The sequence below is a fragment of the Ponticaulis sp. genome (genome assembly GCF_029210165.1).
Lineage (GTDB): Bacteria > Pseudomonadota > Alphaproteobacteria > Caulobacterales > Hyphomonadaceae > Ponticaulis.
Genome location: NZ_JARGNT010000002.1, coordinates 32,322 through 58,007, shown reverse-complemented (window position 1 = coordinate 58,007; position 25,686 = coordinate 32,322). Strand labels below are relative to the sequence as shown.

Sequence of the window (25,686 nt, the reverse complement as noted above, 5' to 3'; positions counted from 1 at the left end):
CTAGAGGTCCATGATCGCTTCGATATCCTTCTGAAGCGGTTTTGGCTTCTCAATGTAAGAAATACCGATGAACGCAATCATCGAAATCAGCATAGAAATGAACCCGCCATCCATGCCGAACGGCATCGCAATTCCGAACAGTTTCACACTGAAGTTGAAGACCAGTGACAGAATGATTGCAAAGATCGCAGCGTTCGCCGTCGCCCGTTTCCAGTTCAGGCCGAGTGCTACCACCGGGAAGATCGCCGCAGCGAACGTGCCCCAACCGAACGCACCAAGCAGCGCGACAAGCTCGCCACTATTGTAGCGCGCATACAGCGCGAAGCCGGTAGCGAACAGGCACAACAGAACCGTCGCTACGCGCGCCCACCAGAGTTCATTCTTGAGTGGTTTCCCGCGAATAGCTTTCGGCAGATCGTGGATGATCGCAGCCGCGCCAATGTTCAGGAAGCCGTCTGCCGTCGACATAATCGCCGCAAACAGGCCAGCGAACACGACACCAGCAAGAAGCGGATTAGCATACGCTGTCAGGAACTCCGGTGCCGCGTCATCAGGAAGCCCAAGCGGATCATGATTGCCCTGAAGCACCAGCGCACGCATGACCAGACCGACTGAAATCCAGAGCATAGCAGCAACCGCATAGCCAGCGATTGAGAGCGGCAGAATGACCTTCGTGTCTTTGACCGTACGGTTCATCATCAGCTTAGTGATGAGGTGCGGCTGGCCCGCAATACCGACGCCGAACATAAATGCCCATGCGACCGCTGCGAACATGCCACCAGAACCAAACGGCATAATCGCCTCTGGGTCATCGGCAAGCAATGAGCTGGATGCTGCGGTGAACCCGCCATCAACCGCCATCGCGGCAGCCACAACGACGAGCAAGCCACAGACCATCATGATGAGGCCCTGAACGAGGTCGGTATAAACCGACGCCAGAATACCGCCTGTCACCGCGTAGAAGATCAGGACGCTCACCGAAATCACAGCACAAGTAATCAGGCTGATGCCTTCAAACATTTCTGTGTTCCCGAGGATCGACTGAAGAACCGTCGACATGGCAAGAATCTGTGTCGCCAGATATCCAAGCACGCCCAGAATAACGACGACGGCCATCCAGCCGCCAGCAGCTTTACTGGAATAACGCGCAGCAACGATGTCCGGCAGCGAGATCGAATCTCTGATTTCCGCCATCACACGCATACGCTTGGCCAGCATGTAGAATACGATCGCATAGCCGAGGGTGGACACGATCACCATCCAGACGGATGTCATGCCCATATTATAGACAAGGCCAGGACCGCCGACGAAGCCAAAGCCTGACAAAGTCGAAGAGAAGACCGCAAGGCCTACAACGACAGGGCCAAGGCCTTTGCCCGCGATAAAGAAGTCGGACGCAGAGTGCGTCTTACGCATCGCCCAGATGCCGACCAGAATACAAATAACGAAATACACGCCAATACAGGCGAGGATGATTGGTTCACGGAACGCTTCCATGTCTTAAGCCTCCGTCTTTTCGGCATTTTTGGCCGCAATCAGCGCCTCAAAAGTTTTCTCGTCTTCAGGCGTGAAGATGAACTTGTTGAACCCGGCGATATAGATGGCCGTGTACAATGCAGCAGTCCCCCAGCAGCCATAAAGCATCATCGCTGTTGGCGCAGGAAAGCCGAGCAACATGAATGTCTCGCCCGTGTTCAGAAAATCCACGTAAAACACGATGAGCAATGTCGCAAAGACAAGGTTTAGCGCCGTCACGCCGCCCATCATCGTCCAGAATATTTTATTTCGATTATGTTCTGCGACGCCAAAAGCCATAAAGGCCGGTGCCATGAGGAATGTCGCGAAATAAAGGATGAGCCCCTCGATCCACAACCCTTCCAGACGCGCAGCGCTGTCGCCACCAATACTCATGCCCGCATATTCTGGGTGAGGCCCGCCCGAAACCATGTCCGGTGCTCCCCCAAACATCGCGACAACAATAGTTGCCGCCATGATGACTAATACGCCAAAAATCCATTTCATCATGGATTATAGCCCTCCCGATGTTTATTATAGTCAGCTCTATTTTTCTCAGAAACTGTCAAAACTTGGGAGATTAGGCAAGCTAGAGATTCAAAATCTCAGCAAAAGACTCGGTTTAGCAGCCCATTGGTTGCCGAAATCAGTCTTCGGGTCGCTCAAGATACCGCGTTTTTCTGATCTGCGGAAATAAGAATGCCCAGCCAGCCGCAATGCCAATAGCCGCCACGCCGCCCAGAACAACGGTAGCGACCGGACCAAGCACAGCACCCATGAACCCGGCCCTCGCTTCGCCCAACTCGTTTGAAGCACCGAGAAAGATCGAGTTCACGGCATTTACACGTCCGCGCACGTCATCCGGCGTCCAGAGCTGGAGGAGAACTTCGCGGATATAGACCGACACCATGTCGAATGCGCCGACGAACATCAGCGCCAGAATCGAAAACCATGCAATGGTCGATGCGCCGAACACCGCCGTCGCGAGACCGAATAGCGCGACGCTCACGAACAGAATAATTCCTGCGTGGTCGCGGATCGGGAAAATGTTCATGATTGCCACCATGATCAACGCCCCGATACCTGGCGCCGCGCGAAGCAGCCCCAGCCCTTGTGAGTCTACTTGCAGAATGTCACTCGCATAGACCGGCAACATCGCCACCGCACCACCGAGCAATACCGCAAAGAGGTCCAACGAAATCGCACCCAGTACAACTTTCTCTTTGAATACGTACTGGAACCCCTCCAACACGCTGGAGAGCGTTTTAGCCGCCTGCCCTGTCACCTGATCAGGCTTAGGTATCGCAAAAACCAGAACCGCCGCCGTTAAGAACAGACCGACAGCAACCGAATACGCGACCGACGCAGATATTCCATACAGCAAACCACCTGCGACCGGGCCCACAATCGATGCAGCCTGCCAGGACACCGCCGCAAAACCGGCAGCGTTCACAAAGTCTTCTTTAGGTACGAGATTGACTGCAAGGCTTGAAGACGCAGGCGCGAGGAACGCACGCGCGCAACCAAATATTAGCAGAACGAAAAGAACGGCGTACGGATCGAAGCTCCGATTTACTGCCATAAGCAAAATCGTCAACGCGCAAGCCAGCTCAACGACGATCGAAATTCCCATTACGAGACGTCGTCCGAACTGATCGGCCGCCATACCCGTAAGAAACACCAGCCCGAGCGCAGGAAGAAATTGCACCAGACCAATCGCGCCCAACAGCAGCATACTGCTGGTTTCGGCATACATCTGCCATGCAATGGAGATTGAAAGCACTTGCGCGGCAAACGCGGTGCAGAAGCGCGCCCCGAAATAGAGGCGATAGCTATTGTGCTTGAAAGCTGAGAAGCGGCCGGTACCAGACATGATCGCCTGTTACACCGCTTCTCCGCAGAATTCAGTCTTTATTTTCTAAAGCGTCAGATAAGACCCGCGAGCGGTGAACTCGGGTCAGCGTAACGCTTCTTCGGCATACGGCCTGCGAGATAGGATTCACGACCCGCAATAACAGCGTGCTTCATAGCGCTTGCCATCAACACCGGATCTTTAGCTTCTGCGATAGCAGTATTCATGAGAACGCCGTCACAGCCGAGCTCCATGGCGACGGCAGCATCTGATGCTGTGCCCACGCCCGCATCCACGATAACAGGAACACGGGTCTGCTCCACGATGAGGCGAATATTCACCGGATTCATGATGCCAAGACCGGAACCGATCAGTGAGCCGAGCGGCATGATGGCAACGCAGCCTGCATCTTCAAGACGCTTTGCATAGACCGGATCGTCTGAACAATAGACCATGACCTTGAAGCCTTCTTTGATCAGAAGCTCAGCAGCGCGCAGCGTCTCGGACATATCCGGATAAAGCGTCTTCTGGTCCGACAGCACTTCCAGCTTCACCAGATCCCAACCACCCGCTTCACGAGCCAGACGAAGCGTACGGATCGCATCCTCGGCAGTAAAGCAGCCTGCAGTGTTTGGTAGAAACGTATATTTCTCCGGGGAGACGAAATCGGTAAGACGCGGCTTGCTCTTATCCGTCAGATTTACCCGGCGCACAGCAACTGTGACCATGTCCACATCCGCAGCCTGGGCTGCATGCAGGTTCTGCTCATAGTCTTTATACTTGCCGGTGCCGATGATGAGGCGCGACGAGAATTCACGACCCGCAATCGTTAGCGTGTCTTTTTTCGGGTTGGTTGCATCGGTCATATCAACCGCCTCCTACAAACTCTACGATTTCGATATTGTCGCCGTCCGACAGCTCCACGTCGCCATGAAGTGATTTCGGTACGATCTCAAGGTTTCGTTCTACGGCAACCGCTTTCGGATCAAGCTCAAGCTTGATCACGAGGCCCAGAATTGTCGTTCCCGGATTGACCTCGAAAGAGTCACCATTCAATCTGATATTCAAATCAATCACCCGTGCGGTCGATTAAGTGTCTGGTTTATCACGATAGGTGTGCTAAGCGTCCTGACCAATATGACAAGAGTTATTTCCTGCATAAACGGCCCGAATCTCAATCTGCTCGGCCAACGAGAGCCTGAGATATACGGACGCCAGACGCTTCAGGACATCGAAACGATGGCCCGGGACGAGGCTACGCTACATGGCTTTGATCTGCAAATGCACCAGAGCAATAGCGAAGGCGCAATCGTCAACTTGTTGCAAGCGGCCCGAACCGAAGCAGCGGGCGTCATTCTGAACGCTGCGGCTTACACGCACACATCCGTCGCGATCCACGACGCATTGAAATCTCTCGATTTACCGGTAATTGAGGTTCATCTTTCGAATCCTGCCGCGCGCGAGGAATTTCGTTCTACCAATTTTATAGGCCCTGTCGTCACAGGGTCGATTGCAGGACTTGGCGCAGCTGGCTATGTGCTAGCGGTTAAGGCACTTGCCACCCTGATTCCATCAAGCTGAAAGGCGAAAACATGGCAAACGATAAGACAACCGTAGATCCAGCGCTGGTGCGCGAACTCGCAGCTATCCTGCGTGAAGCCGATCTCGGTGAAATTGAAGTTGAACAGGGCGAACTGAAGATTCGCGTCAGCAAGCCTGCAGCACCTGTTGTTGCTCAAGCGCCTGTTTCTTATGCCGCTCCTGCAGCACCTGCACCGGCAGCAGCCCCGGCTGCCGAAGCCGCAAGCGCTGCACCAGTTGCAGCCGCTGACGAAGAAATCATTACGTCGCCAATGATCGGCACGTTCTACCGTTCGCCATCGCCAGATGCGTCTACCTTCGTTGAAAAAGGCAGCTCTGTGAACAAGGCTTCCGTCGTCTGCATCATTGAAGCGATGAAAGTGATGAACGAGATCAAAGCCGAAGTTTCTGGCGAGATTATCGAAATCCTCGTGAACGATGCAGAAGCCGTTGAATACGGCCAACCACTGTTCAAAGTGAAAAAAGGCTAGGCCTTTTCCATGTTTGATAAAGTCCTCATCGCCAATCGCGGCGAAATCGCACTCCGGATCCACCGTGCCTGTAAGGAAATGGGGCTTTCCACTGTGGCTGTGCACTCCACAGCCGACAGCAACGCCATGCACGTGCGCCTCGCAGATGAAAGCGTCTGCATTGGCCCGCCTGGCGCATCTGAAAGCTATCTGAAGTCTGCAGCCATCATGACGGCCGCAGAGATTACCCATGCTGGCGCGATCCACCCGGGTTACGGCTTTCTCTCCGAGAATGCACGCTTCGTTGAAATCGTGGAAGCTCACGGTCTGAACTTCATTGGTCCACGTGCGGAACATATCCGTCTCATGGGTGACAAGATCGCGGCTAAGAAAGCCATGATCGAAGTCGGCGTACCGGTAGTTCCGGGCTCTGACGGCGGCGTACCTGATGAAGCAACGGCTAAAAAAGTCGCTGCCGAAATGGGCTATCCTGTTCTCGTCAAAGCTGCATCAGGCGGCGGTGGTCGCGGCATGAAGGTGGCGCGCAGCGAAGAAGAAATGGGCAAGGCTTTCAATACGGCCCGCTCGGAAGCTAAAGCTGCGTTCGGTGACGACGAAGTCTATATCGAGAAGTATCTTGAAAAGCCGCGTCACATTGAAATTCAGGTTATCGCCGACAGCCACGGCAATGTGGTCCACCTCGGCGAACGTGACTGCTCTTTGCAGCGCCGTCACCAGAAGGTCTTCGAGGAAGCACCTTCCCCGGTTATCACGCACCAAGAACGCGACAGAATCGGTAAAACCGTCGTCGACGCTATCAAAAAGCTTGGCTATCTCGGCGTTGGCACGATCGAATTCCTCTACGAGAACGGCGAGTTCTACTTCATCGAGATGAACACCCGCCTTCAGGTGGAACACCCGGTCACAGAGATGATCACGCGCATCGACCTTGTTAAAGAGCAGATCCGCATTGCTCAGGGTGAGAAGCTCAGCTTCACTCAGGAAGACGTTCCGTTCATCGGTCACGCTATCGAGTGCCGTATCAACGCGGAGCATCCTGAAACCTTTGCACCGTCTCCGGGCCTCATCAAAGAGTTCCATGCACCGGGCGGTCTGGGCGTACGCCTCGATTCTGCCGCTTATGCCGGCTATACGATCCCGCCTTACTATGACAGCCTTATCGGCAAGCTCATTGTGCACGGCGTGACACGTGAGGAATGCATGCTTCGCCTGAAGCGCGCACTTGGCGAAATGGTTGTATCAGGCGTCGAGACGACGTTGCCGCTGCACCAGCGTCTGGTTGATGCAGAAGGTGTAAACTCAGGTAATTATGACATTCACTGGCTGGAACGTTTCCTAGCCGATCAGGAGTCATGACACGACCTATAACCGCCGATGACTTGCTGTCATTCTACCAAATCGGCGTGTTTCCAATGGCTGAACACCGCGATGATCCGGAGATATTTCTCGTAGATCCGGAAATGCGCGGTGTCCTGCCACTTGATGATTTCCATATTCCCCGAAAACTCAGGAAAGTCGTCCGGTCTGATCGGTTTGAAATCCGTGTCGACACCAATTTCGGACGCGTGATGGATGCGTGCGCCGCTCCCGGGCCCGGACGTTCCTCCACCTGGATCAACACCACCATTTTCAATCTCTATAATGAGCTGCACCGCCGCGGTTTCGCCCATTCAGTGGAATGCTGGATGGATGATGAATTGGTGGGCGGCTTGTACGGCGTTGGCCTACAGGGCGTGTTTTTCGGTGAGAGCATGTTCTCTCGCGTGAGCGAAGCCTCCAAAGTCGCACTGGTGCACCTTGTAGATCGCCTCCGCGTTGGCGGCTACGCCATGCTAGATGCGCAGTTTACAAACCCGCATCTTGAACAATTTGGTATTCAGGAAATTCCGAAGCGCATTTTTAAACGACGGCTTGCAGAAGCAATGAGGCGGCATGCCGACTTTTACGCTTACAACTCGCTGCCTGAGTCAGAAAAAACCGGTGCTTCGTCGATACAACGGATCACCCAGACGTCGTAAATCGCGTGCTCAAGACCATTCAGGCCCGGCGATGACGCGAACATCCAGCCATTGAAAACACGCTTTTCCATATCAACGTCTTCTTGCAGCTCTTCAGCATCATCAATCACGAAGCCATAGTCTTCGACTTCCACATAGGCGATTGATTCTGGTGGCTCTGTAGGCGGCGTCTGATGACACGCACGGACAGTCACACGCAGACCACCGAGCATCGCGTTTGAGCCCACAGCCACATCCATATCGACGGAGCGGCCAGTAATCTTATCAAGCCCCCGAAGCGTGACTGCGGGCTGGACCATGTATTCAAAGTCCAGCTCTGTCTCAGCCTCGGCATCTTCCTCGACACGCTCTTCTTCAGCCTCGTCTACCGGCTCGATTTCCGTCAGCTCGTCGTCGTCCGATCCTTCCGGACGAATGATATAATCTTCCGGGTCGTAATCTGGCGAAAAGATTGGTGCGAGACGCGGAAAAGTGCCCTCTTCGATCTCTTCCTGAAAGCTATTCTGTTCGTCCTGCGACACAGCGCGACCAGCTGCCGGGAAATCAGAAGAGTTAGGTCTGTTATCCGGGATAACAGGTTCTTCGCTCTCAGGCGGAGTAGCCTGAGGAGAATTCAGAAGATCAGCTAACGGGTCCTGCTGCGCCGTGGCGCCGCCAAAAACCGACAGTCCAGCGCCCAGCGCCGTCACTATAAGAAGCTTCTGAAGTCTCGATGACACTAGTTGCCGTCCCCGTTATTGCTCTGCCCGCTGGCAAAACTCGCAAACAACGTGATGATGTCAACGCTACCGCGTGTGTAGAGAATTTCGCCGCTGCCATCGGTTGGGATCGTATCAAAACCACCGCCTGCCTGCAGCGCAATGTGCGATCCACCCAGAAGGCCTGAAATCACGCGCGCATCAGAATCATCCGGAAGTTCGACACCATTCTGCATAGACAGAACGACACTCGCCTCGAACGTTTCAGGATCGACTTCCACATCAAGTACGCGGCCGACTTTAACGCCAGCCAGTAGAACGTCACTTCCTGGTTCAATGCCAGTCACATCGTTGAAACGAGCACTGAGTTGATACTCACCACGACCGCCGGAAGAATCAGTGGTGCTCAGCGCGAAGAAAAGGAACGCGCCAGCAACAACAATAACAATGGCACCAATCGCGGTTTCGAAAACCGAATTACGCATCTGGGCTCCATGCCTGATAATCGCTATCCGCTTCGCGGCGCTCAGCCTCGCGTGACAGGCTGCCTTTCGGACGATACGCAAAAATCGTACCCGTCAAATTTGGCGTGTGGTCTGTCTCGAAGGATTTACGCTCAAGCGGACGCTCCGTTGGAGGTTCGTCATATGTGTAGTGCAGCCAGCCATGCCAGTCCGCAGGAACCTTGGACGGCTCGGCAATGCCTTTATAGATCACATAGCGACGGTGCCGGCCTTCATAGCTCGGCTTACGGTCCTGAAAATAGCGGTTGCCGTAATCGTCTTCTCCGATGAAGTCCGAGCGGCGCTTCACGTCAAAGAGCGCGCCGACAGTCCAGCCGCTCCACCAGGTGAAAATCTTATCTAACACGCGAGTCGGTATCCCTCTGCTTTGTGGCGCGAATATGGTGCAGACGAGGCAATTGGTCCACCCTCTGAATTGCGCGATAATATCGCGTTTTACCAGTTTTTTCGCACGATTTTGTGAATCTTAGGCCGGTTAGCACTTGGCAGACGGAAAGAAACTCTGATAACGAGGCTCTTCCGCGGAGAGGTGGCCGAGTGGCTGAAGGCGCGCCCCTGCTAAGGGCGTATACGTTTACGCGTATCGAGGGTTCGAATCCCTTCCTCTCCGCCACCCTGATCAGCCCTCTCCAAATCGTCACTATAGACAGCAAGCCAGCTCTGGCTTTCGCCGAACGACGCACCCTTGTTTTACGCTCATCAGCGCCAGACCATCCCCCTCAGCACGCTCGACGATCACATCCAGCACATCTCTGCACGGAAATTAATCAAAGCTTCGCCTCACCGCGCAGGTTCGACATTATTGGTTTGAATGACGGATATAATTCCAGTATTCGATCAGGCATGACGAAGTAGTCATAGGTTTCAAACGTCCGCCGATGGGCTTTTGAGCGACCTTATCAGGATGGCGCTAAATGCGCTGGATAACGGTCCAACAAAAGTTTCAACCAGAGCCAACTATCCGGTTCTGACCAGCACGGCGGATAACCATGACACTCTCTTTCCTGAACAACGATGTCTCCAAGCGCGGTTTTGTTTCTGGCTTTGTTGCAATCTGCACACTCGCTGTCGCGGGCTGCGGCGGCTCCGGCTCCGAACCGACCACAAGCGCGGCACCTGCAACTACAGACGCCGCTCCTATCATCATTCCCATGGAAGGGCTCGAAGTCACTGAGCTGACCTTTGGCTTTATTAAGCTTACTGACATGGCCCCGCTCGCGATCGCTTACGAGAATGGCTATTTTGAAGACGAAGGCCTCTTCGTAACGCTTGAAGCTCAGGCGAACTGGAAGGTTCTCCTCGACCGCGTGATCGATGGCGAACTCGAAGGCGCGCATATGCTCGCTGGTCAGCCGCTTGCGGCAACGATCGGCTACGGCACAGAAGCTCACATTGTCACGCCCTTCTCTATGGACCTGAACGGCAACGGCATCACCGTTTCTAACGAAGTCTGGGACATGATGCGCCCAAACATTCCGAGCATGGATGATGGTCGCCCTATTCACCCGATCAGCGCTGAAGCTCTGGCCCCTGTGGTTGAGCAATTCCAGGAAGAAGGTCGCCCATTCAATATGGGCATGGTCTTCCCGGTATCTACACACAATTACGAGCTTCGGTACTGGCTGGCGTCCGGCGGCATCCACCCGGGCTATTATTCTCCGAACGATGTATCCGGTCAGATCATGGCCGATGCGCTTCTCTCTGTAACGCCTCCACCACAAATGCCCGCGACGCTCGAAGCGGGCACGATCTATGGCTATTGCGTGGGCGAGCCATGGAACCAGCAGGCCGTATCCATGGGCATCGGCGTGCCGGTCATCACAGACTATGAAATCTGGCGCAACAACCCGGAGAAAGTCTTCGGCATCACAGCAGAGTTTGCTGAAGAAAACCCGGTTACGACGCAAGCCATCACACGCGCTCTCATTCGCGCCGCCATGTGGCTCGACGAAAACGACAATGCGAACCGCGAAGAAGCCGTGGATATTCTTTCCCGTTCTGAATATGTCGGCGCCGATCGTGATGTGATCGCGGCATCCATGACCGGCACCTTCGAATATGAAGCCGGTGATGTACGCGAAGTACCTGATTTCAACGTGTTCTTCCGCTATAACGCGACATACCCGTACTATTCTGACGCTGTCTGGTACCTCACTCAGATGCGTCGCTGGGGGCAGATTGCAGAAAGTCAGCCTGACGACTGGTATGATGATGTCGCACGCAGCGTTTACCGCTCTGACATCTATCTCGAAGCCGCACGCTCACTGGTCGATGACGGTCTCGCAAGTGAAGCAGATTTCCCATGGGATACCGACGGATATCGCGAGCCGCAGTCAGAATTCATTGATGGCCTCACCTTCGATGGACGTCAGCCAAACGCATACCTCGAAACGCTCGAAATTGGCCTGAAAGACGGTGAAACCGTTCAGGGCGGAGAAGTCGTCCAATAAGAACTCAAGGGCGGTGCGGTGCCTTTCCCCGAACTCCTCGCACCCAAGCGCGCCGCCCTTTCTTTTCTTCCTTGAAAGGACCAGAACAATGACTGCCACTCTTGCTGCTCAAACGGCCAACGAGAACACTTCCGAGGCCACTATAGAACAGGATGTCGCGAGCGTTAAAGCGGCTAAACAGGAGCGTGTATTCTCCTTGATCAACAAATCATCGAAATTTCTCGATGTGTTTGCTCTGTCATGGGTCACACCAATTCTGATGATGGCTGCCGGTGATAGCCCAAAACGCAATCTTGGCCTTGTCTGGCAACGCCTTGGCATTCCGATTGTCGCTATTCTGGTCTTTCTATTCGCCTGGGCCCAGCTTGCACCACAGGTAAACACTTCGCTTGGCGCAATCCCGGGACCAGCGCAGGTCTGGGAACAGGCTCAGGTTCTCAACGCAGACCATGCACAGGAAATGGAGCGTCGTGATGCATTCTACGAACGCCAGGCAGCGCGCAATCAGGCACTGATTGATGCTGGCCGTCCGGGGGATGTTTCAGATGCCGGCTACACCGGACGTCCGACCTATTATCAGCAAATTTGGACGAGCCTGAAGACAGTCTTTTTCGGCTTCATGCTCGCAACGCTTATCGCGGCACCGCTAGGTATAATCATGGGCATGTCCCCTAGCATGAACGCCGCGTTCAACCCGCTGATCCAGATTTTCAAGCCGGTTTCACCACTTGCATGGCTGCCTATCGTTACAATGGTTGTCTCCGCGACGGTAGCGACAGATTCAGGGATCTCTAAGTCCTTCCTGACGTCGGCAATTACAGTGACACTTTGTTCGCTCTGGCCAACGCTGATCAACACAGCGCTCGGCGTTGCCACGGTCGACAAGGACCTGGTCAATGTCGGCAAGGTTCTGAAGCTTACGCCTTACACCAAAGTGACGAAGCTCGTCCTGCCATCTGCGCTTCCACTCATCTTTACTGGCATGCGCCTGTCTCTGGGTGTGGGCTGGATGGTTCTCATCGCCGCTGAGATGCTTGCTCAGAACCCGGGGCTCGGAAAGTTCGTCTGGGACGAATTCCAGAACGGTTCTTCAAACTCTCTGGCGAAAATCATCGTCGCAGTTCTGACCATCGGCATTATCGGCTTCCTGCTCGATCGCGTCATGGTCGCTCTGCAGACCATGTTCACCCACTCTGTAAACCGCTAATCTGGAGGAGATGAAATGCCTATCATTGAGCTGAAAAACGTCTCTAAAGGGTTTGGAGAAGGCCTCGACAAGGTCAACATCCTCAACAACATCAGCCTCGACGTTGAAGACGGCGAATTCGTTGCGATTGTTGGCTTCTCTGGCTCCGGCAAGAGCACGCTCATCAACCTCATGTCAGGTCTCGACTTTCCTGACACTGGCGAGGTGCTTTTCGACGGCAAGCCTGTAGAGGGCCCTGGTCCTGAACGGGCGGTTTGCTTTCAAAACTACTCGCTCATGCCCTGGATGACCGTTCGTGAGAATGTTCAACTGGCTGTGGACAGCGTTTTCCAGAAGGAAAGCAAGAAAAACCGCGCCGCTCGTGCAGACAAATATATCGAGATGGTCAGCCTCGGTCACGCGAAAGACCGACGTCCGGCAGAACTGTCAGGCGGCATGCGTCAGCGGGTTGCAGTTGCACGCTCACTGGCAATGGACCCAAAAGTCCTTCTGCTGGATGAGCCTCTATCCGCCTTGGATGCACTCACCCGTGCAAACCTTCAAGACGAGATCACGGACATCTGGTCGAATGACAAGAAAACCGTCGTTCTGATCACGAATGATGTTGATGAAGCGATCCTCCTTGCAGACCGGATCATTCCGCTCAATCCGGGCCCTGACGCAACTTTTGGACCGTCTTTTAAAGTTGATCTGCCACGTCCGCGTGACCGCACAGAAATGAACCATAATGACGCGTTCAAGACACTTCGTCGTGACGTGACCGCCTATCTGATGGATGTCGGCGTCGCCAAAAAGCGCGCGGAAATTGAACGTCCGCTTCCAGACGTCACACCCATCACATTCGGCAAACCGAAGGCTTACACCAAAGCGGCTCAGACGTCTGGTGTCGCGGAGCACCGCTTTCTTGAGTATTCACAGGTGGATAAAGTCTACCCGACACCTAAAGGCCCACTCACGGTTGTCGATGGATTCGATATCAAGATCAAAAAAGGTGAGTTCGTCTCGGTCATTGGTCACTCGGGCTGCGGAAAATCTACAGTTCTGACGATGACCGCCGGACTGAACGAAGTATCTCGTGGCGGTATTATCCTCGACAATAAAGAGGTCTCTGCAGCGGGCCCTGACCGCGCCGTGGTGTTTCAGGCACCTTCCCTTTTCCCATGGCTCACAGCTAAGCAGAACGTAGCAGTCGGCGTAGACCGTGTTTACCCAGACGCAGCACAGGCCGAACGTGAGCAAGTCGTTGAGTACTATCTGTCCAAGGTCGGCCTTGGTGATGCGATGGATAAGCTTGGCGCAGATATGTCCAACGGCATGCGCCAACGCGTCGGTATTGCCCGGGCGTTCGCTCTGTCTCCAAAGCTACTCCTTCTCGACGAACCATTCGGCATGCTGGACAGCCTGACACGATGGGAACTTCAGGAAGTTCTGATGGAGGTCTGGCAACGCACGCAGGTCACCGCGATGTGCGTCACGCACGATGTGGATGAAGCCATTCTTTTGTCCGACCGCATCATCATGATGACCAACGGACCAAACGCACGCATCGGCAAGGTTCTGGAAGTGGATCTGCCACGCCCTCGCACGCGCAAAGCCCTTTTGGAGCACCCAGACTATTACGCTTATCGCGAACAGGTTCTGAGCTTCCTTGAAGAGTATGAAGGCGGCGCGAACCCAACGCCTCCGGGTGAAGAACAGCCAGCCGGTGATACGACTTCTGACGCCGCATCTGAAGCTGCAGCGTGAGGGACGGATCCATGACCATTCCCCAAATAGACATAAAGACCTTTATCTCCGTCTCGGAAATTTGGGTACCTAACGGCGATAAGCTTGAGCTCGCGGCAGGCAATTACGGCGCGCTTTCCGATTTTGAAGAGGCTTCCCGCCAAACCAGCTTTTCAAAAGGTGAAGGCCTGCCCGGCAAAGCATGGGCAGACGCCAAGCCGGTGGTTTTGAAAGAGTTCGACGGCTCGTACTTTAAGCGAACCGAAGAGGCCAGAACCGCAGGTCTGACGAGTGCTGTGGCCGTACCTGTCTTCGCCGGAGAGGTCCTCAAAGCTATTCTGGTCGTGCTTTGCGCCGACGATGAAGAGCGTATGGGTGCTATTGAAGTGTGGGCCGAAAACAACGGCATGCTAATCCTCGAAGATGGCTATTACGGCGCAGCAAAACATTTTGAATGGGTATCACAGCACACCCATTTCCCGCGGGGCCAGGGCCTTCCGGGTGGCGTTTGGGCATCTGAAACACCAATGCTTATGCGTGACCTTGGATCGGGCTACCGCTTCGTCCGCGCCGACAGCGCAGGTCGCGCCGGACTGACAAACGGCATCGGAATTCCGGTCCCTACACCATCGGAGACACCTTATGTCCTGACGCTCTTGTCCGCGCGCGGCACTCCAATCGCGAACCGATTTGAAATCTGGGATGCCCGTTCAGTGAAGGTTGGAGCCTCAAAAGGCGCGTTGATGCTGGATGGCATCTGCGCCAAAGAAGGTGCCCTCTGGGACGATGAGAACCCACGCCGCGCCGAAGCCTTCAAAGGCATTATCGGACGCGTACTCGCAAATGGCGTCCCAGCCATAGCTTCCAAAAGTGCTGAAACCGCCGGATACGACTCTGTCGTTGTCCTTCCTATCCATCAAGGCGGTGAGCTCTCTCACATCGTCGCCTGGTATTGCTGAGGAAAAGGATATGTCCCGAGAAAAACTCGTCATAATTGGCGCAGGCATGGCTGCCGGCCGGTTTCTGGAGCATCTCCTTGATGCCAATCCAGATGCATATGACATCACCCTATTCAACTCCGAGCCACGCGGCACCTATAACCGCATCATGCTTTCCCCGGTCCTGTCCGGCGAGAAGAGCTATGAGGAAATCGTCACCCACACCGATGACTGGTACGCCGAACAAGGCATAACCTGTCGTTTTGGCGAGCGGATCATTTCAGTAGACCGCGCCAATAAAACCGTGCTCGGCGAGAAGGGCATGGTGGCTTACGACAAGCTGGTCATCGCGACTGGCTCCAGCCCATTCATCATTCCGATGCCGGGGCATGAACTGCCAGGTGTGCTCGCTTATCGCGATCTTGAAGACACCAACGGCATGATTGACGCATGCCAGCCGGGCGCGAAAGCTGTTGTCATTGGCGGCGGTCTTCTCGGCCTTGAAGCTGCGGCGGGCCTCCGTCTCCGCGGTATGGAAGTCACCGTTTTGCACCTGATGCCTACGCTGATGGAACGTCAGCTTGACCCGTCTGCTGGCTATCTTCTGGAAAAAGAGCTTGCTGGTCGCGGCATTGAAATCCGCACTGGCGCGAACTCCAAGGAAATCTACGGCGACGGCAAGGTTGAGGGCATTCGTCTAGAGGACGGAACTGATATTCCTGCCAGCCTGATCGTCATGGCCGTTGGCATTCGCCCGAGCGTTGCAATCGCCAAAGAAGCTGGTCTGGACGTTGGACGTGGCATTCTCGTCGATTGCAAAATGCAGACGTCGGACCCGAACATCTACTCCGTTGGCGAATGTGTCGAGTTCGAAGGCAATTGCTATGGTCTCGTTGCGCCATTGTTTGATCAGGCAAAGGTGCTTGCCAATGCGTTGATCGCAGAAGCCGAAGACACTGATTTCATCCATACCGAAACCGCGACCAAGCTGAAGGTTACGGGCGTAGACCTGTTCTCAGCCGGTGATTTCGCAGACGGCGAAGGACGCGATGAGATCGTCTTCCGTGACCCTGCACGAGGCATCTATAAGCGCCTCGTGCTGGAAGGCGACAAACTTATTGGTGCCGTACTCTATGGCGAAACCGCCGATGGAGCGTGGTTCTTCGATAAAATCAAAAAAGGCGAGGAAATTAGCGCCGAAGACCGAGCCACACTCATCTTCGGACAGTCCTACGCTGGAGGGTCCCCCCTGGACCCTATGGCGGCCGTTGCAGCCTTGCCGGATGAGGCAGAGATCTGCGGTTGTAACGGCATATCGAAGGGGCAGATCACCCAGGCAATTGATGAAAAAGGTCTGAGCGACCTAGAAGGTGTTCGCGCCTGCACGAAAGCGTCTGGTTCCTGTGGGACGTGTACCGGTCTGGTCGAAAGCCTGCTTGCATGGAAACTCGGCGACGCCTTTGCTGCACCGGCCAAGAAGACGGTATGCGGCTGTACTGAACTCGGTCATGACGAAGTCCGTCGTCTGATCGTTTCACAGGGGCTGAAATCGATTCCCGCAGTCATGCAGGAACTGAGCTGGAAAACGAGTTGTGGCTGCGCCAAGTGTCGCCCTGCCCTGAACTATTATCTGCTGGCTAGCTGGCCGGGCGAATATGTCGACGACAACCAGTCTCGTTTCATCAACGAGCGGGTTCACGCCAATATTCAGAAAGACGGCACCTATTCAGTCGTGCCTCGTGCCTGGGGTGGCGTAACGACCGCAGCAGAACTTCGCGCTGTGGCGGACGTGGTCGATAAGTATGACATTCCAATGGTCAAATATACGGGTGGGCAGCGTATCGACATGCTTGGCGTGAAGAAGGAAGACCTTCCCGGCGTTTGGGCGGATCTCAACGCGGCCGGCATGGTCTCTGGCCATGCCTATGGCAAATCACTTCGTACGGTGAAGACATGTGTCGGTTCGGAGTGGTGCCGTGTGGGGACGCAGGACTCCACGGGCCTCGGCATTAAGCTTGAAAAACTGATGTGGGGCTCGTGGACACCGCACAAAGTGAAGCTCGCCGTTTCTGGCTGTCCGCGCAATTGTGCCGAAGCCACCTGCAAGGATATCGGCGTGGTCTGTGTGGACTCTGGCTATCAGATCCATTTCGCCGGTGCCGCCGGTATGGAAGTTCGCGAAACCGACCTCCTGACCACCGTTGCGACCGAAGAAGAAGCGATCGAGATGTGCTCCGCCATTCTTCAGCTCTATCGCGAACAGGGCTTCTATCTCGAACGCATCTTCAAATGGTCAGCGAGGATTGGAGGCGTCGATAAGGTCAAGGAACAGATCGTCGACGACTCTGAAAACCGCAAGTCGCTGTTTGAACGCTTCAAATACGCACAGCAATTCAGCCAGACCGACCCTTGGGCGGAACGCGCTACGGGCGGTGTCGATGCGCATGAATTCAAAACCCTTGAACTGGTTGAGTGAGAAGGATGGACGGCATGGCACCTTTTGAGCGCTGGTTCGACATTTGCGAAGTGGAAGACATTCCGGTTCGCGGTTCGCGCAGAGTCGAAAAAGACGGACTGAATATCGCGATTTTCAGGACCGCCGACAACCGAGTGTTCGCAGTGGAAAACCGCTGCGCGCACAAGGGCGGCCCGCTGAGCGAAGGCATTGTGCATGACTGCGCAGTGACCTGCCCTCTTCACAATTGGGTCTACGATTTATCCACCGGCAAAACACGCGGCGCCGACGAAGGTCAGATCCGCACCTTTCCGGTCGAAATTCGTGACGGCGGGCGCGTGCATTTGCGCCTCGCAACTGCGTCCTGATCTCCCTCTTTGAAAAGATTTCGATCGAGCACTCCATGACCGAGCCAGTGAACAAAGAGATAGCCACAACCTGCCCCTATTGCGGGGTTGGCTGCGGGGTTCTTGTTCAGCCATCTTCAGATGGCGAGAGCGCTATTGTGCGTGGTGATCCAGATCACCCGTCAAATTACGGTCGTCTCTGCGTCAAGGGCTCGGCACTGGGTGAGACCCTGTCTCTGCAGGATCGCATTCTGCAACCGAGCGTGAATGGGCAAACGGCTTCGTGGGAGGACGCAATGGACGAAGTGGCGCGCGGTTTCCGCGACGCCATCCGTCAACACGGTCCCGACAGTGTTGCCTTCTACGTCTCAGGGCAAATCCTGACAGAGGACTATTATGTCGCCAACAAGCTGATGAAGGGCTTTATCGGCTCCTCCAATATCGACACCAATTCCCGCCTTTGCATGGCCTCGTCAGTGGCAGGCCATAAGCGCGCATTCGGAACGGATACAGTTCCGGGCTGTTACGAGGACCTGGAAGAAGCCGATCTGATTGTGATGGTCGGAAGCAATCTGGCCTGGTGTCACCCTGTTCTCTATCAACGCATTCAGTCGGCACGTGAAAAGCGTGGCACAAAGCTGGTCATTATCGACCCGCGCCAGACTGCGACCACGGATGGCGCAGACCTTCACCTGGCCATAACCCCGGGTGCGGACGTAGCGCTTTTCAACGCGCTGTTCCATTACCTGTCCGAAAGCGCGGCTCGTGACGAACGTTTCATCGAAACACATACGAACGGTTACGCCGATGCGCTTTCCGTAGCCGGCGAATTTACCTTGCCGCAAACAGCCAAACTCACCGGTTTGTCCGAAAGTGATCTGCAGACATTCTTCAAGCTTTTTGCTGCAACCGAACGAACCGTCACCATCTACTCTCAGGGCGTCAATCAGTCCTCTGCAGGCTCGGACAAGGTCAATTCCATTATCAATTGCCATCTTGTGACCGGCCGGATTGGCAAAGCTGGCATGGGACCATTTTCCGTCACAGGCCAGCCAAACGCTATGGGCGGACGCGAAGTCGGCGGCCTGGCCAACCAGCTCGCCTGCCATATGGATTTTGCTCCGGAAGATATCATTCGCGTAGAACGCTTCTGGAAGGCACCTCGTATTGCAAGCGGTCCGGGCCTCAAAGCCGTAGAAATGTTTGACGCCGTCCTTAGTGGCGAGATCAAAGCAATCTGGATAATGGCGACCAATCCCGTGGTTTCTCTCCCGAACGCCGACAAGGTAAAGGCCGCGCTCGCCGCCTGCCCCCTCGTCGTTGTTTCTGACGTCGCAACAACGTCAGACACAGTCGCTCTGGCAGATGTTGTTCTCCCCGCGACAACATGGGGAGAAAAAACCGGCACCGTCACCAACTCGGAACGCCGTGTTTCCCGTCAACGCAGCTTTTTGAAGCCACCGGGCGAAGCGCGTCACGACTGGTGGGCGTTGTGCGATCTCGGCAAGCGACTGGGCTATGACGGCTTCGATTTCGACGGACCGGCTTCCATCTTCCGGGAATATGCCGCTCTCTCTGCCTACGAAAATGAAGGACTGCGTGACTTTGACATCGGCGCGTATGCCAACACAAGTGATCCTGAGTACGACACACTGAAGCCATTCCAATGGCCGGCTCCCGCTGGAGACGCGCCTCGTCACGGAGAGGACAACACCGGTTCAGACCACCGGTTCTTTCAGGATGGCCATTTCTACACACAAGACCATAAAGCGCGTTTTATTGCGACAGCGTTCGCCGTACCGGCCTCGCTCCCTTCAGACGACTTGCCTTTTATCCTCAACACCGGGCGCGTACGTGACCATTGGCACACCATGACCCGCACCGGAAAATCTTCCACGCTATCCGGGCATATCGCTGAGCCATATCTGGAGATCCACCCGAAAGACGCAGATCAACTCGGCCTTTCGACGGCTTCACTTGCCCGCATCTCCAACACCTATGGTGAAGCGGTTTTGAGGGTGCTGATAACCAAACGGATGCAACGCAAATCTGTATTTGTCCCGATGCACTGGTCAGCGGCTAACAGCTCAGCGGCGCGAGTTGATGCGCTGATCGCGCCGAATACCGACCCCATCTCGGGCCAGCCTGAATCCAAGCACGGCACCATAGCCATCAAACCGCTTTTACCCGCCTGGTACGGTTTTCTGGTCTCTCGCCAACCTCTCAGTGACGACATTCTGAGTGCCCTCGACTACTGGGCTGTTGCAACATCGACCGAGGGATTTCGCTATGAAATCGCGGGATCTGAACCAGCGGACAAAATGATTGATAAAATCGCCTCAGACACCGCCATCACGTTCAAAACGCATGACGGACAGCACGCAGCAGCTATGTTTGAAGCAGACAGGCTGGAACTCTTCATCACTCTGTCCGAAAGCGGTCCGGTTTTCGCTGATCGCGCCTGGCTTTCTTCTCTGCTTACAACAACCATCACCCCACAAATTCGCTTGGGCATTCTCGCTGGGCGTCCGCCTTCGGGAGAAGGTACGGGTAGACTCGTCTGCTCATGTAACGGCGTCGGCGTAAATCAGATTGAAGACGCGATCAATAAAGGGGCGCAAAGCGTTGAGGGCATTGGTGCTGCAACAGGCGCAGGCACTACATGCGGTTCATGCAAACCTGAAATACGCGCCCTGCTTCGTGCAGCGGCAGCGAAAGCTCCCCCATCCACGCCAGCAAGCATCGCAGCGGAGTAAGACAATGACAGGCAAACTCACTCTTATCGGATGCGGCCCCGGAGCAGCGGACCTGCTTACACTACGAGCTATGCAGCGGATCAAAACTGCAGACCTCATCCTTTACGATCGGCTCGTGGACCCGGAAGTTCTATCGTTCGCAAGCCCTGACAGCACCCTCGAATATGTTGGAAAAGGTTGCGGAGATGGGGGCCGTCAACAGGTCGATATCAATGCCCGAATTTCTGAAGCGCTCACACAGGGGCTGACCGTCGCACGCCTGAAGTCGGGTGATCCTATGGTGTTCGGCCGAGCTTCCGAAGAACTGGCAATCGCAGTTTCCAGGAACGCTGAAATCGAAATCGTCCCGGGTGTCACATCGGCTCTGGCTGCGGCTTCTGAATGGTCCATACCGATCACCGAGAGGGCCGAACTTCAGAGCTTTGTGGTTACAACAGGGAAATCTTCAAAAGATGGCAAAGACCCTGATTGGTGCTCTGTCGTTCGCCCAAGCGTTTGTGCAGCATTCTATATGAGCGTCGCACAAAGCTGGCGCATTCAGACTGCGCTTATGGCAAAGGGCGTTCCCGGTTCATTGCAATGCGACTGGATTGAGAATGCGGGAAAGCCAGACGTCCGGCACGTTTCTTCGCGCCTCGACCGTCTTGCCATGGACGCACGTGAACATGCTGTGAAAAATCCCGCCATCCTAATTATCCGCTATCCAATGAGCGCGGCGATAGCGGATACGGGGCAGGCCTCCGAACTCGCCTAACCCGACCTTTTAAACCGCTATGCTGGAAACCTGCTGCCGGTCACTTTCGCCAAGGCGGATTTCTACATGGCGCACTGAAAAGCCAGCGAGATAACCATCAAGATTTGACGGGTCGAATATCCGGCCGTCCATAAACTGATCGCACCCCATAGCGAGCGGAGCTGTCGCATCAGTCAACAACCATGCATGCTGATGCCCGCCTTCGACTTTTTCGTCTGCCGACGGGCAAGCTACGCCCATTGCGTCTGCGGCCTTGCGATAGACGTCTGGAAGAAATGCCTGTGCGGCAACAAAGTCCACATCAAGATTATCGGGCAGATCTCCCCATCGGATCAATTGGGACAGGATCCACTTTGCGTGAGACCGCCAGGGGAAGTTAGCCGCGTATCTATGGAACACGTTGAAGTCCGGCATATCCATGCGCAGTTCGCCACCCGTCTGACGGTTCTTGCCGGTCAGAGAACCGACAATCTCATCAAACGGGACGTTAACGTAATCAGGACCGGAGACGATCTGAGCCGCGGTCAACCTGTTGTCCATATCGTCGACCCATGCAGACGCTTGAAGCATCGCGGAGACAAGCGCCAGATGCACCATCTCGTTTTCTTCTGCCCATGCCTTGCGAACCGCCAGAACCTTTTCAGGACCATTCGACCAAATTTCCCCGGACGTGATCACGGTTCGACCAATGCCAGCGACAACCGCCTTGTTATTCCACGGTTCGCCAACGCAATAACCATCGATCTGACCGGAGGCGAGCGCATCGACCATGAGAGATGGTGGAATCACAACAATCTCGATATCCGTTTCCGGCGAAATTCCGGCAGATGCGAGCCAGTATTTTAGCTCAAGCGCATGCATGGAGTGATTATAAACATGCGCGAAAACGAGTTTGCGGCGACCTTCGTCACGGCGCCTGTCTATCACCTGCTTGAGCGCATAGGCTGACATCGGACGTCGTGTAATCGTCTCAGGCGCAATTTGCGACATCTGCTCAAACAACGATGTAGATACGGTAATCGCATTGCCGTTCAGGTTAATGGTGAACGCGGAGGTAAACTCCCGAGGGAACGGGCCGAGCCCTGCAGCAGACGCAACGACCATAGGTGAGAGCATTTGCGCTGCATCTATGGCCCCTGTACCAAGCGCATCGCGCATCGCCGCCCAGGACACAAAGCGCTTCAGCTTTACTTCAAGGCCATTGGCCAGAAAAATCCCACGCTCCTGCGCTGCGGCAATCGTCACGCAGTCCGTCAGCGGCACGAAGCCAATATTAAGCTGTTGTTTTGTCATGGCGTATTCGCCTTTCCGGTCGTACCGGCAAGCATTCCAATGATCGTCAGCACGCTTTCAGCGACATCTTTCAAAGGCTTACCCTGTTGTTGCGACATGGTCCGCATGGACGCGAAGGCCTGATCCTCAGTCATACCATGGTGTTGCATCAGCAAACCTTTGGCACGCTCGATCGTCTTTCGCGCAGCGAGATCCTCTTTGGTTTTGCGCAGTTCACTGCGCAGGCTGTCCATATGCTTGAAACGAGCAATAGCGGTTTCGATCAGGGGTTTCACGCGTTTCGGCGTGAGGCCATCAATCACGTAGGCACTTACCCCCGCCTCAATCGCTTCGTTCATCTGGGCCGAGCCCTCTTCCTCGACAAACATAACAATGGGCTTGGGATTGGACTGAGCCACCATGCGAAGACTTTCGATGGTATCGCGATCAGGCGATTCACAGTCCATAATGATTACGTCCGGTGCGATGCTCGCAATCTCATCCAGAAGCGTGCGCCCGTGAATGTGTGAAACGATGTGCACGACCGCGTTTTCAGACAGACCAACCTCTACAATGTTGGCCCGCTCCGGGTCGTCATCGATCAGCAGTACGCGCAGAGGCGCCACTTTCGTGGGCCCCTGCGGTACCGGCTTGATTTGTTGGTCGTGATCAGAGAGCGAAGTCAAATTGGATCCATAGTTTTGAAGTATCGGTCGCAAAACCGTCAGAGCTGTAGTCTGCAAATTTCAGCGTAACATTCACATCACCGACACGTGCGGACGCCACAAGGTCCAGCTCGCTGCCATAATCCATCCCGCCCACATCTGCAGAGAGATCATGATAGGTGGCTGAAAGGTTTAACGCGTTCAGAAAACCAACGTCGCCAGCGCGATATGCCAGAGTTGCATAAATATCTTCCACACCATTCACCGGCGTGACCAAAAATTTATCGGACCAGCCCTGAAACTTATGAAGCGTCGCAAGAGGCGTCTGGAAAGCACGCTGCGCGTCGCCACCAAGTGTTTCGATACCGCCGCCGAAAGTGAAGGAATTTACGGTGTATCGTGCGTCGAGGGTGTAGTAATCGGCGCTATAATCAAACGGGCTGGACCCATAATCTGTCTGATTTGCATAAGACACCGCATACGCCAGACGGCCTTCATCCAGCTCCTGACTACCATTCAGGCGTGCACCAAGCGTCTGGGAAGAAACACCCATCGCCGCGCCATCCATATCAAGGAAGTACGCAAATCCAGTGAGATTTCCGAGAGGGGTCGGATGTGAAGCATTCACAAGCGTGATGTCACCTTCCCAGCGCCCTGCAGGAGACTCGTCACCGAAGATTCGGTTCACCTGGTTCACATAGCTGAAATCCAGCTTGAGCTCACCCAGTGACTGATTTTGAACGCGCAATCCGTCAAACGTTTGTTCGTTCTGACGCCAGCCGACATTCCCCACAAAGCGGGAGTCGTCAAGAATGATACGCTGACGCCCCAGCGTGACTGTCGTGTCTGGCAGGCTCGTGTTCGTTAGTTGGAGGCGGTTGAGTTCAGTTGCTTGCGGATCAGCAACGACTGGAAAGGCAGTGTTGCCATTTGTTGTCGAGTTGAAGTCATCGACAAGGTCGTCAATGTGGTCGAATTCGAGAAGAAACTTGGTGTCGAAAAACGCGCCAGTCTCGAACCCTGCACGGAAACGATATGTGAGTGCATCGGCGTCATTCGCGAAGCCGGTCTGATCTACGCCTTCGTAACGGAGTCGCGCCTGAAAGATTGGTTTCGTTTCCGATAGTGCAGTCTCGAAAGCTGTCGGCTCGTCCTGAGCCGCTGCGATTGGTGAAACAAATGCGAGCGCGATAAACGGGAGCGCTGAAACTGCGTATTTAGTTGCAGACATGAGTGAAGTCCTCAGAATAGGACTGGCCGATCTCGAAATTTGGAAGTGATCCAGGCCAGAACAAGAAAGTCAAAAAACCGCCCGTAGAACTGGACGGCGCTCTGTTTCTTCTTCACCGAAGGTCTGCACTCTTCATCGAATGCGTGAGGCTATGCGCGCTGCAAAGCTGACAACCTGAACTATTCTGAGTGCTGAAAACTTTTCAAGCCAATACTCGTGGCCCGCCATCAGGTTACCAGCAAAGTCCAGTATTCGTGCTTGGAGAGCTTATTTTTGCTTCAAAGCTGAGCATTACCATCCCCCGACACCATGATTTCGAAAACTCTCGACACTGCCTCGGACCACACTCGCAGGCTAAATGGCTGTCAGGCAGATTTGCGAACTTTCGTCTCAGACTTACCGTCTGGTGATGCGATCTGATAAATCGCGCGCGCAATCGAGGCTTTGTTGAACGGCTTCACGAGGAAGCGCGCCACGCCTTCACCAACCACCTGTTCGATCTTGTTCACCGTCTTGACCGTGGACAAAAAGATGATTGGGCAGTTGGTATCAATCGCGGATTTACCCTGCCGGATATAGCGAAGCAGCTGGAGCCCATCCATAGGCGACATCTGCCAGTCTGTAATCACCAGATTTGGCTTGAATTTCAAAGCCTTGTGAAGCAGTTCTCGTCCATCAGATGCAGTCTCAACCGCCTTCACACCAAGATCATTCAGGATAACAGACATAAGCTGCTGTAGCGCCGGATCATCATCGCAATACAGAACACGCTGCGCGGAAAACACCTGCTGGTAACGCGCTTTAATGAAGCGGGTTTCAGCTACGCCTTCCAGAGGCTCCAGATCACGAAGAAGCAGAGAATTGCGCGTCGTCACGTATTCGAGAAGCTTGCTGAGCCGATCAAAGCGCGTAGCGACCGAGCCCAGAAAAACCTTATCCGCCTTGAGACCGCCTGAGATGCACTTTTCGAAATCATAAACGATTTTCGCCAGCTCATCGCCGAAGAATGGAAACCCCATGCATTGCGCGGTGCCGGCCATTCGGTGCAACTCACCATACAGGTCATGCACTTCCCGATCATCAACAGGCCCCGTCACCAGTGAAAGCAGCATCTGCGCTGCCGTTTCAAACTGCGCCGGTAGCGAATGGCAGTATCTTTTCACAATATCAGACGGGACACTTACGTTTGTCATGGCGGCCTCCTGAA

At 54.6% G+C, this 25,686-nt stretch carries 24 protein-coding genes and 1 tRNA gene; 13 read left to right on the top strand and 12 right to left on the bottom strand.

Annotated elements, in window-relative coordinates; translation table 11 throughout:
* The 5 genes from P1U45_RS12260 to thiS form a co-directional block, all read right to left on the bottom strand.
* On the bottom strand, positions 1 to 1,497 hold the full coding sequence (locus P1U45_RS12260; RefSeq protein WP_293607901.1) for a sodium/proline symporter: 1,497 nt from the start codon (positions 1,495 to 1,497) through the stop codon (positions 1 to 3).
* Between the two features lie 3 nt (positions 1,498 to 1,500).
* On the bottom strand, positions 1,501 to 2,025 hold the full coding sequence (locus P1U45_RS12255; protein WP_301059336.1) for a hypothetical protein: 525 nt from the start codon (positions 2,023 to 2,025) through the stop codon (positions 1,501 to 1,503).
* 136 nt (positions 2,026 to 2,161) lie between these two features.
* Positions 2,162 to 3,388 (bottom strand): MFS transporter, encoded by a 1,227-nt coding sequence (locus P1U45_RS12250; protein ID WP_301059335.1) that lies wholly within the window; start codon positions 3,386 to 3,388, stop codon positions 2,162 to 2,164.
* Between the two features lie 53 nt (positions 3,389 to 3,441).
* Positions 3,442 to 4,233, bottom strand: coding sequence for a thiazole synthase (locus tag P1U45_RS12245; protein WP_027441691.1), 792 nt, complete (start codon positions 4,231 to 4,233; stop codon positions 3,442 to 3,444).
* A gap of 1 nt (position 4,234) precedes the next feature.
* Positions 4,235 to 4,435 (bottom strand): sulfur carrier protein ThiS, encoded by a 201-nt coding sequence (gene thiS / locus P1U45_RS12240; RefSeq protein WP_363258463.1) that lies wholly within the window; start codon positions 4,433 to 4,435, stop codon positions 4,235 to 4,237.
* Between the two features lie 69 nt (positions 4,436 to 4,504).
* Here thiS and aroQ point away from each other — a divergent pair, with 69 nt between their 5' ends.
* From aroQ to aat, 4 genes are read left to right on the top strand one after another with little or no spacing between them, the layout of a single operon-like run.
* The gene (aroQ, locus tag P1U45_RS12235; RefSeq protein ID WP_301059334.1) at positions 4,505 to 4,948 is read left to right on the top strand and encodes a type II 3-dehydroquinate dehydratase; all 444 of its coding nucleotides are present in this window, start codon (positions 4,505 to 4,507) and stop codon (positions 4,946 to 4,948) included.
* Positions 4,949 to 4,959: 11 nt separating this feature from the next.
* Complete coding sequence (gene accB / locus P1U45_RS12230) at positions 4,960 to 5,439, top strand: acetyl-CoA carboxylase biotin carboxyl carrier protein (RefSeq protein ID WP_301059333.1); 480 nt, start codon at positions 4,960 to 4,962, stop codon at positions 5,437 to 5,439.
* A gap of 9 nt (positions 5,440 to 5,448) precedes the next feature.
* Positions 5,449 to 6,795: an acetyl-CoA carboxylase biotin carboxylase subunit gene (gene accC / locus P1U45_RS12225; protein WP_301059332.1), complete on the top strand. Its 1,347-nt coding sequence runs from the start codon at positions 5,449 to 5,451 to the stop codon at positions 6,793 to 6,795.
* Entirely contained in the window at positions 6,792 to 7,457 is a 666-nt protein-coding gene (gene aat / locus P1U45_RS12220) for a leucyl/phenylalanyl-tRNA--protein transferase (protein WP_301059331.1), read from the top strand. Before accC ends, aat begins: the two co-directional genes overlap by 4 nt.
* Here the strand turns inward: aat and P1U45_RS12215 are convergent.
* The 3 genes from P1U45_RS12215 to P1U45_RS12205 are packed head-to-tail and all read right to left on the bottom strand — an operon-like array spanning position 7,388 to position 9,025.
* Positions 7,388 to 8,176, bottom strand: a complete 789-nt coding sequence (locus P1U45_RS12215) for a DUF2155 domain-containing protein (RefSeq protein ID WP_301059330.1) — start codon at positions 8,174 to 8,176, stop codon at positions 7,388 to 7,390. The two genes, aat and P1U45_RS12215, sit on opposite strands and share 70 nt — an antisense overlap.
* Positions 8,176 to 8,640 (bottom strand): MlaD family protein, encoded by a 465-nt coding sequence (locus P1U45_RS12210; protein WP_301059329.1) that lies wholly within the window; start codon positions 8,638 to 8,640, stop codon positions 8,176 to 8,178. The genes P1U45_RS12215 and P1U45_RS12210 overlap by 1 nt, the downstream gene beginning before the upstream one ends.
* Positions 8,633 to 9,025 carry an NADH:ubiquinone oxidoreductase subunit NDUFA12 gene (locus tag P1U45_RS12205; protein ID WP_022695302.1) on the bottom strand — a complete coding sequence of 131 codons (393 nt, stop codon included), beginning with the start codon at positions 9,023 to 9,025 and terminating at the stop codon, positions 8,633 to 8,635. Before P1U45_RS12205 ends, P1U45_RS12210 begins: the two co-directional genes overlap by 8 nt.
* Before the next feature lie 177 nt (positions 9,026 to 9,202).
* Here P1U45_RS12205 and P1U45_RS12200 point away from each other — a divergent pair.
* The 9 genes from P1U45_RS12200 to cobA all read left to right on the top strand — a co-directional run bounded on the left by P1U45_RS12200 (position 9,203) and on the right by cobA (position 21,311).
* Positions 9,203 to 9,292: transfer RNA gene (locus P1U45_RS12200), tRNA-Ser, on the top strand.
* A 538-nt stretch (positions 9,293 to 9,830) separates the two neighbouring features.
* The gene (locus P1U45_RS12195; protein ID WP_366145003.1) at positions 9,831 to 11,129 is read left to right on the top strand and encodes a CmpA/NrtA family ABC transporter substrate-binding protein; all 1,299 of its coding nucleotides are present in this window, start codon (positions 9,831 to 9,833) and stop codon (positions 11,127 to 11,129) included.
* A gap of 88 nt (positions 11,130 to 11,217) precedes the next feature.
* Positions 11,218 to 12,336 (top strand): ABC transporter permease, encoded by a 1,119-nt coding sequence (locus tag P1U45_RS12190; protein ID WP_301059327.1) that lies wholly within the window; start codon positions 11,218 to 11,220, stop codon positions 12,334 to 12,336.
* Between the two features lie 15 nt (positions 12,337 to 12,351).
* Positions 12,352 to 14,082 carry a nitrate ABC transporter ATP-binding protein gene (locus P1U45_RS12185; RefSeq protein WP_301059326.1) on the top strand — a complete coding sequence of 577 codons (1,731 nt, stop codon included), beginning with the start codon at positions 12,352 to 12,354 and terminating at the stop codon, positions 14,080 to 14,082.
* 11 nt (positions 14,083 to 14,093) lie between these two features.
* Positions 14,094 to 15,020 (top strand): GAF domain-containing protein, encoded by a 927-nt coding sequence (locus P1U45_RS12180; protein ID WP_301059325.1) that lies wholly within the window; start codon positions 14,094 to 14,096, stop codon positions 15,018 to 15,020.
* A gap of 10 nt (positions 15,021 to 15,030) precedes the next feature.
* The gene (nirB, locus tag P1U45_RS12175) at positions 15,031 to 17,475 is read left to right on the top strand and encodes a nitrite reductase large subunit NirB (protein WP_301059324.1); all 2,445 of its coding nucleotides are present in this window, start codon (positions 15,031 to 15,033) and stop codon (positions 17,473 to 17,475) included.
* A gap of 14 nt (positions 17,476 to 17,489) precedes the next feature.
* The gene (gene nirD / locus P1U45_RS12170) at positions 17,490 to 17,822 is read left to right on the top strand and encodes a nitrite reductase small subunit NirD (protein WP_301059323.1); all 333 of its coding nucleotides are present in this window, start codon (positions 17,490 to 17,492) and stop codon (positions 17,820 to 17,822) included.
* A gap of 35 nt (positions 17,823 to 17,857) precedes the next feature.
* On the top strand, positions 17,858 to 20,557 hold the full coding sequence (locus P1U45_RS12165) for a nitrate reductase (protein ID WP_301059322.1): 2,700 nt from the start codon (positions 17,858 to 17,860) through the stop codon (positions 20,555 to 20,557).
* A 4-nt stretch (positions 20,558 to 20,561) separates the two neighbouring features.
* A complete protein-coding gene (gene cobA / locus P1U45_RS12160; protein ID WP_301059321.1) occupies positions 20,562 to 21,311 on the top strand; it encodes a uroporphyrinogen-III C-methyltransferase in 750 nt (249 codons plus the stop codon).
* 9 nt (positions 21,312 to 21,320) lie between these two features.
* On the opposite strand, the gene P1U45_RS12155 is transcribed toward cobA, so the two are convergent.
* The 4 genes from P1U45_RS12155 to P1U45_RS12140 all read right to left on the bottom strand — a co-directional run bounded on the left by P1U45_RS12155 (position 21,321) and on the right by P1U45_RS12140 (position 25,672).
* Positions 21,321 to 22,604, bottom strand: coding sequence for a CmpA/NrtA family ABC transporter substrate-binding protein (locus P1U45_RS12155; protein ID WP_301059320.1), 1,284 nt, complete (start codon positions 22,602 to 22,604; stop codon positions 21,321 to 21,323).
* Positions 22,601 to 23,209 (bottom strand): ANTAR domain-containing protein, encoded by a 609-nt coding sequence (locus tag P1U45_RS12150; RefSeq protein WP_293618956.1) that lies wholly within the window; start codon positions 23,207 to 23,209, stop codon positions 22,601 to 22,603. The genes P1U45_RS12155 and P1U45_RS12150 overlap by 4 nt, the downstream gene beginning before the upstream one ends.
* Before the next feature lie 43 nt (positions 23,210 to 23,252).
* The gene (locus P1U45_RS12145; RefSeq protein ID WP_301059319.1) at positions 23,253 to 24,479 is read right to left on the bottom strand and encodes a hypothetical protein; all 1,227 of its coding nucleotides are present in this window, start codon (positions 24,477 to 24,479) and stop codon (positions 23,253 to 23,255) included.
* A gap of 365 nt (positions 24,480 to 24,844) precedes the next feature.
* The gene (locus P1U45_RS12140) at positions 24,845 to 25,672 is read right to left on the bottom strand and encodes a response regulator (protein ID WP_301059318.1); all 828 of its coding nucleotides are present in this window, start codon (positions 25,670 to 25,672) and stop codon (positions 24,845 to 24,847) included.
* Positions 25,673 to 25,686: the final 14 nt, after the last annotated feature.

Bases quoted from the DNA above. Each gene is read 5' to 3' on its own strand.
- P1U45_RS12140 (WP_301059318.1), bottom strand. From the start codon at position 25,672: ATGACAAACGTAAGTGTCCCGTCTGATATTGTGAAAAGATACTGCCAT.
- P1U45_RS12180 (WP_301059325.1), top strand. From the start codon at position 14,094: ATGACCATTCCCCAAATAGACATAAAGACCTTTATCTCCGTCTCGGAA.
- P1U45_RS12145 (WP_301059319.1), bottom strand. From the start codon at position 24,479: ATGTCTGCAACTAAATACGCAGTTTCAGCGCTCCCGTTTATCGCGCTC.
- P1U45_RS12255 (WP_301059336.1), bottom strand. From the start codon at position 2,025: ATGATGAAATGGATTTTTGGCGTATTAGTCATCATGGCGGCAACTATT.
- accC (WP_301059332.1), top strand. From the start codon at position 5,449: ATGTTTGATAAAGTCCTCATCGCCAATCGCGGCGAAATCGCACTCCGG.
- P1U45_RS12245 (WP_027441691.1), bottom strand. From the start codon at position 4,233: ATGACCGATGCAACCAACCCGAAAAAAGACACGCTAACGATTGCGGGT.
- P1U45_RS12210 (WP_301059329.1), bottom strand. From the start codon at position 8,640: ATGCGTAATTCGGTTTTCGAAACCGCGATTGGTGCCATTGTTATTGTT.
- P1U45_RS12195 (WP_366145003.1), top strand. From the start codon at position 9,831: ATGGAAGGGCTCGAAGTCACTGAGCTGACCTTTGGCTTTATTAAGCTT.
- cobA (WP_301059321.1), top strand. From the start codon at position 20,562: ATGACAGGCAAACTCACTCTTATCGGATGCGGCCCCGGAGCAGCGGAC.
- P1U45_RS12260 (WP_293607901.1), bottom strand. From the start codon at position 1,497: ATGGAAGCGTTCCGTGAACCAATCATCCTCGCCTGTATTGGCGTGTAT.
- accB (WP_301059333.1), top strand. From the start codon at position 4,960: ATGGCAAACGATAAGACAACCGTAGATCCAGCGCTGGTGCGCGAACTC.
- P1U45_RS12165 (WP_301059322.1), top strand. From the start codon at position 17,858: ATGACCGAGCCAGTGAACAAAGAGATAGCCACAACCTGCCCCTATTGC.
- nirD (WP_301059323.1), top strand. From the start codon at position 17,490: ATGGCACCTTTTGAGCGCTGGTTCGACATTTGCGAAGTGGAAGACATT.
- P1U45_RS12250 (WP_301059335.1), bottom strand. From the start codon at position 3,388: ATGTCTGGTACCGGCCGCTTCTCAGCTTTCAAGCACAATAGCTATCGC.
- nirB (WP_301059324.1), top strand. From the start codon at position 15,031: ATGTCCCGAGAAAAACTCGTCATAATTGGCGCAGGCATGGCTGCCGGC.
- P1U45_RS12185 (WP_301059326.1), top strand. From the start codon at position 12,352: ATGCCTATCATTGAGCTGAAAAACGTCTCTAAAGGGTTTGGAGAAGGC.
- aat (WP_301059331.1), top strand. From the start codon at position 6,792: ATGACACGACCTATAACCGCCGATGACTTGCTGTCATTCTACCAAATC.
- P1U45_RS12155 (WP_301059320.1), bottom strand. From the start codon at position 22,604: ATGACAAAACAACAGCTTAATATTGGCTTCGTGCCGCTGACGGACTGC.
- aroQ (WP_301059334.1), top strand. From the start codon at position 4,505: ATGACAAGAGTTATTTCCTGCATAAACGGCCCGAATCTCAATCTGCTC.
- P1U45_RS12190 (WP_301059327.1), top strand. From the start codon at position 11,218: ATGACTGCCACTCTTGCTGCTCAAACGGCCAACGAGAACACTTCCGAG.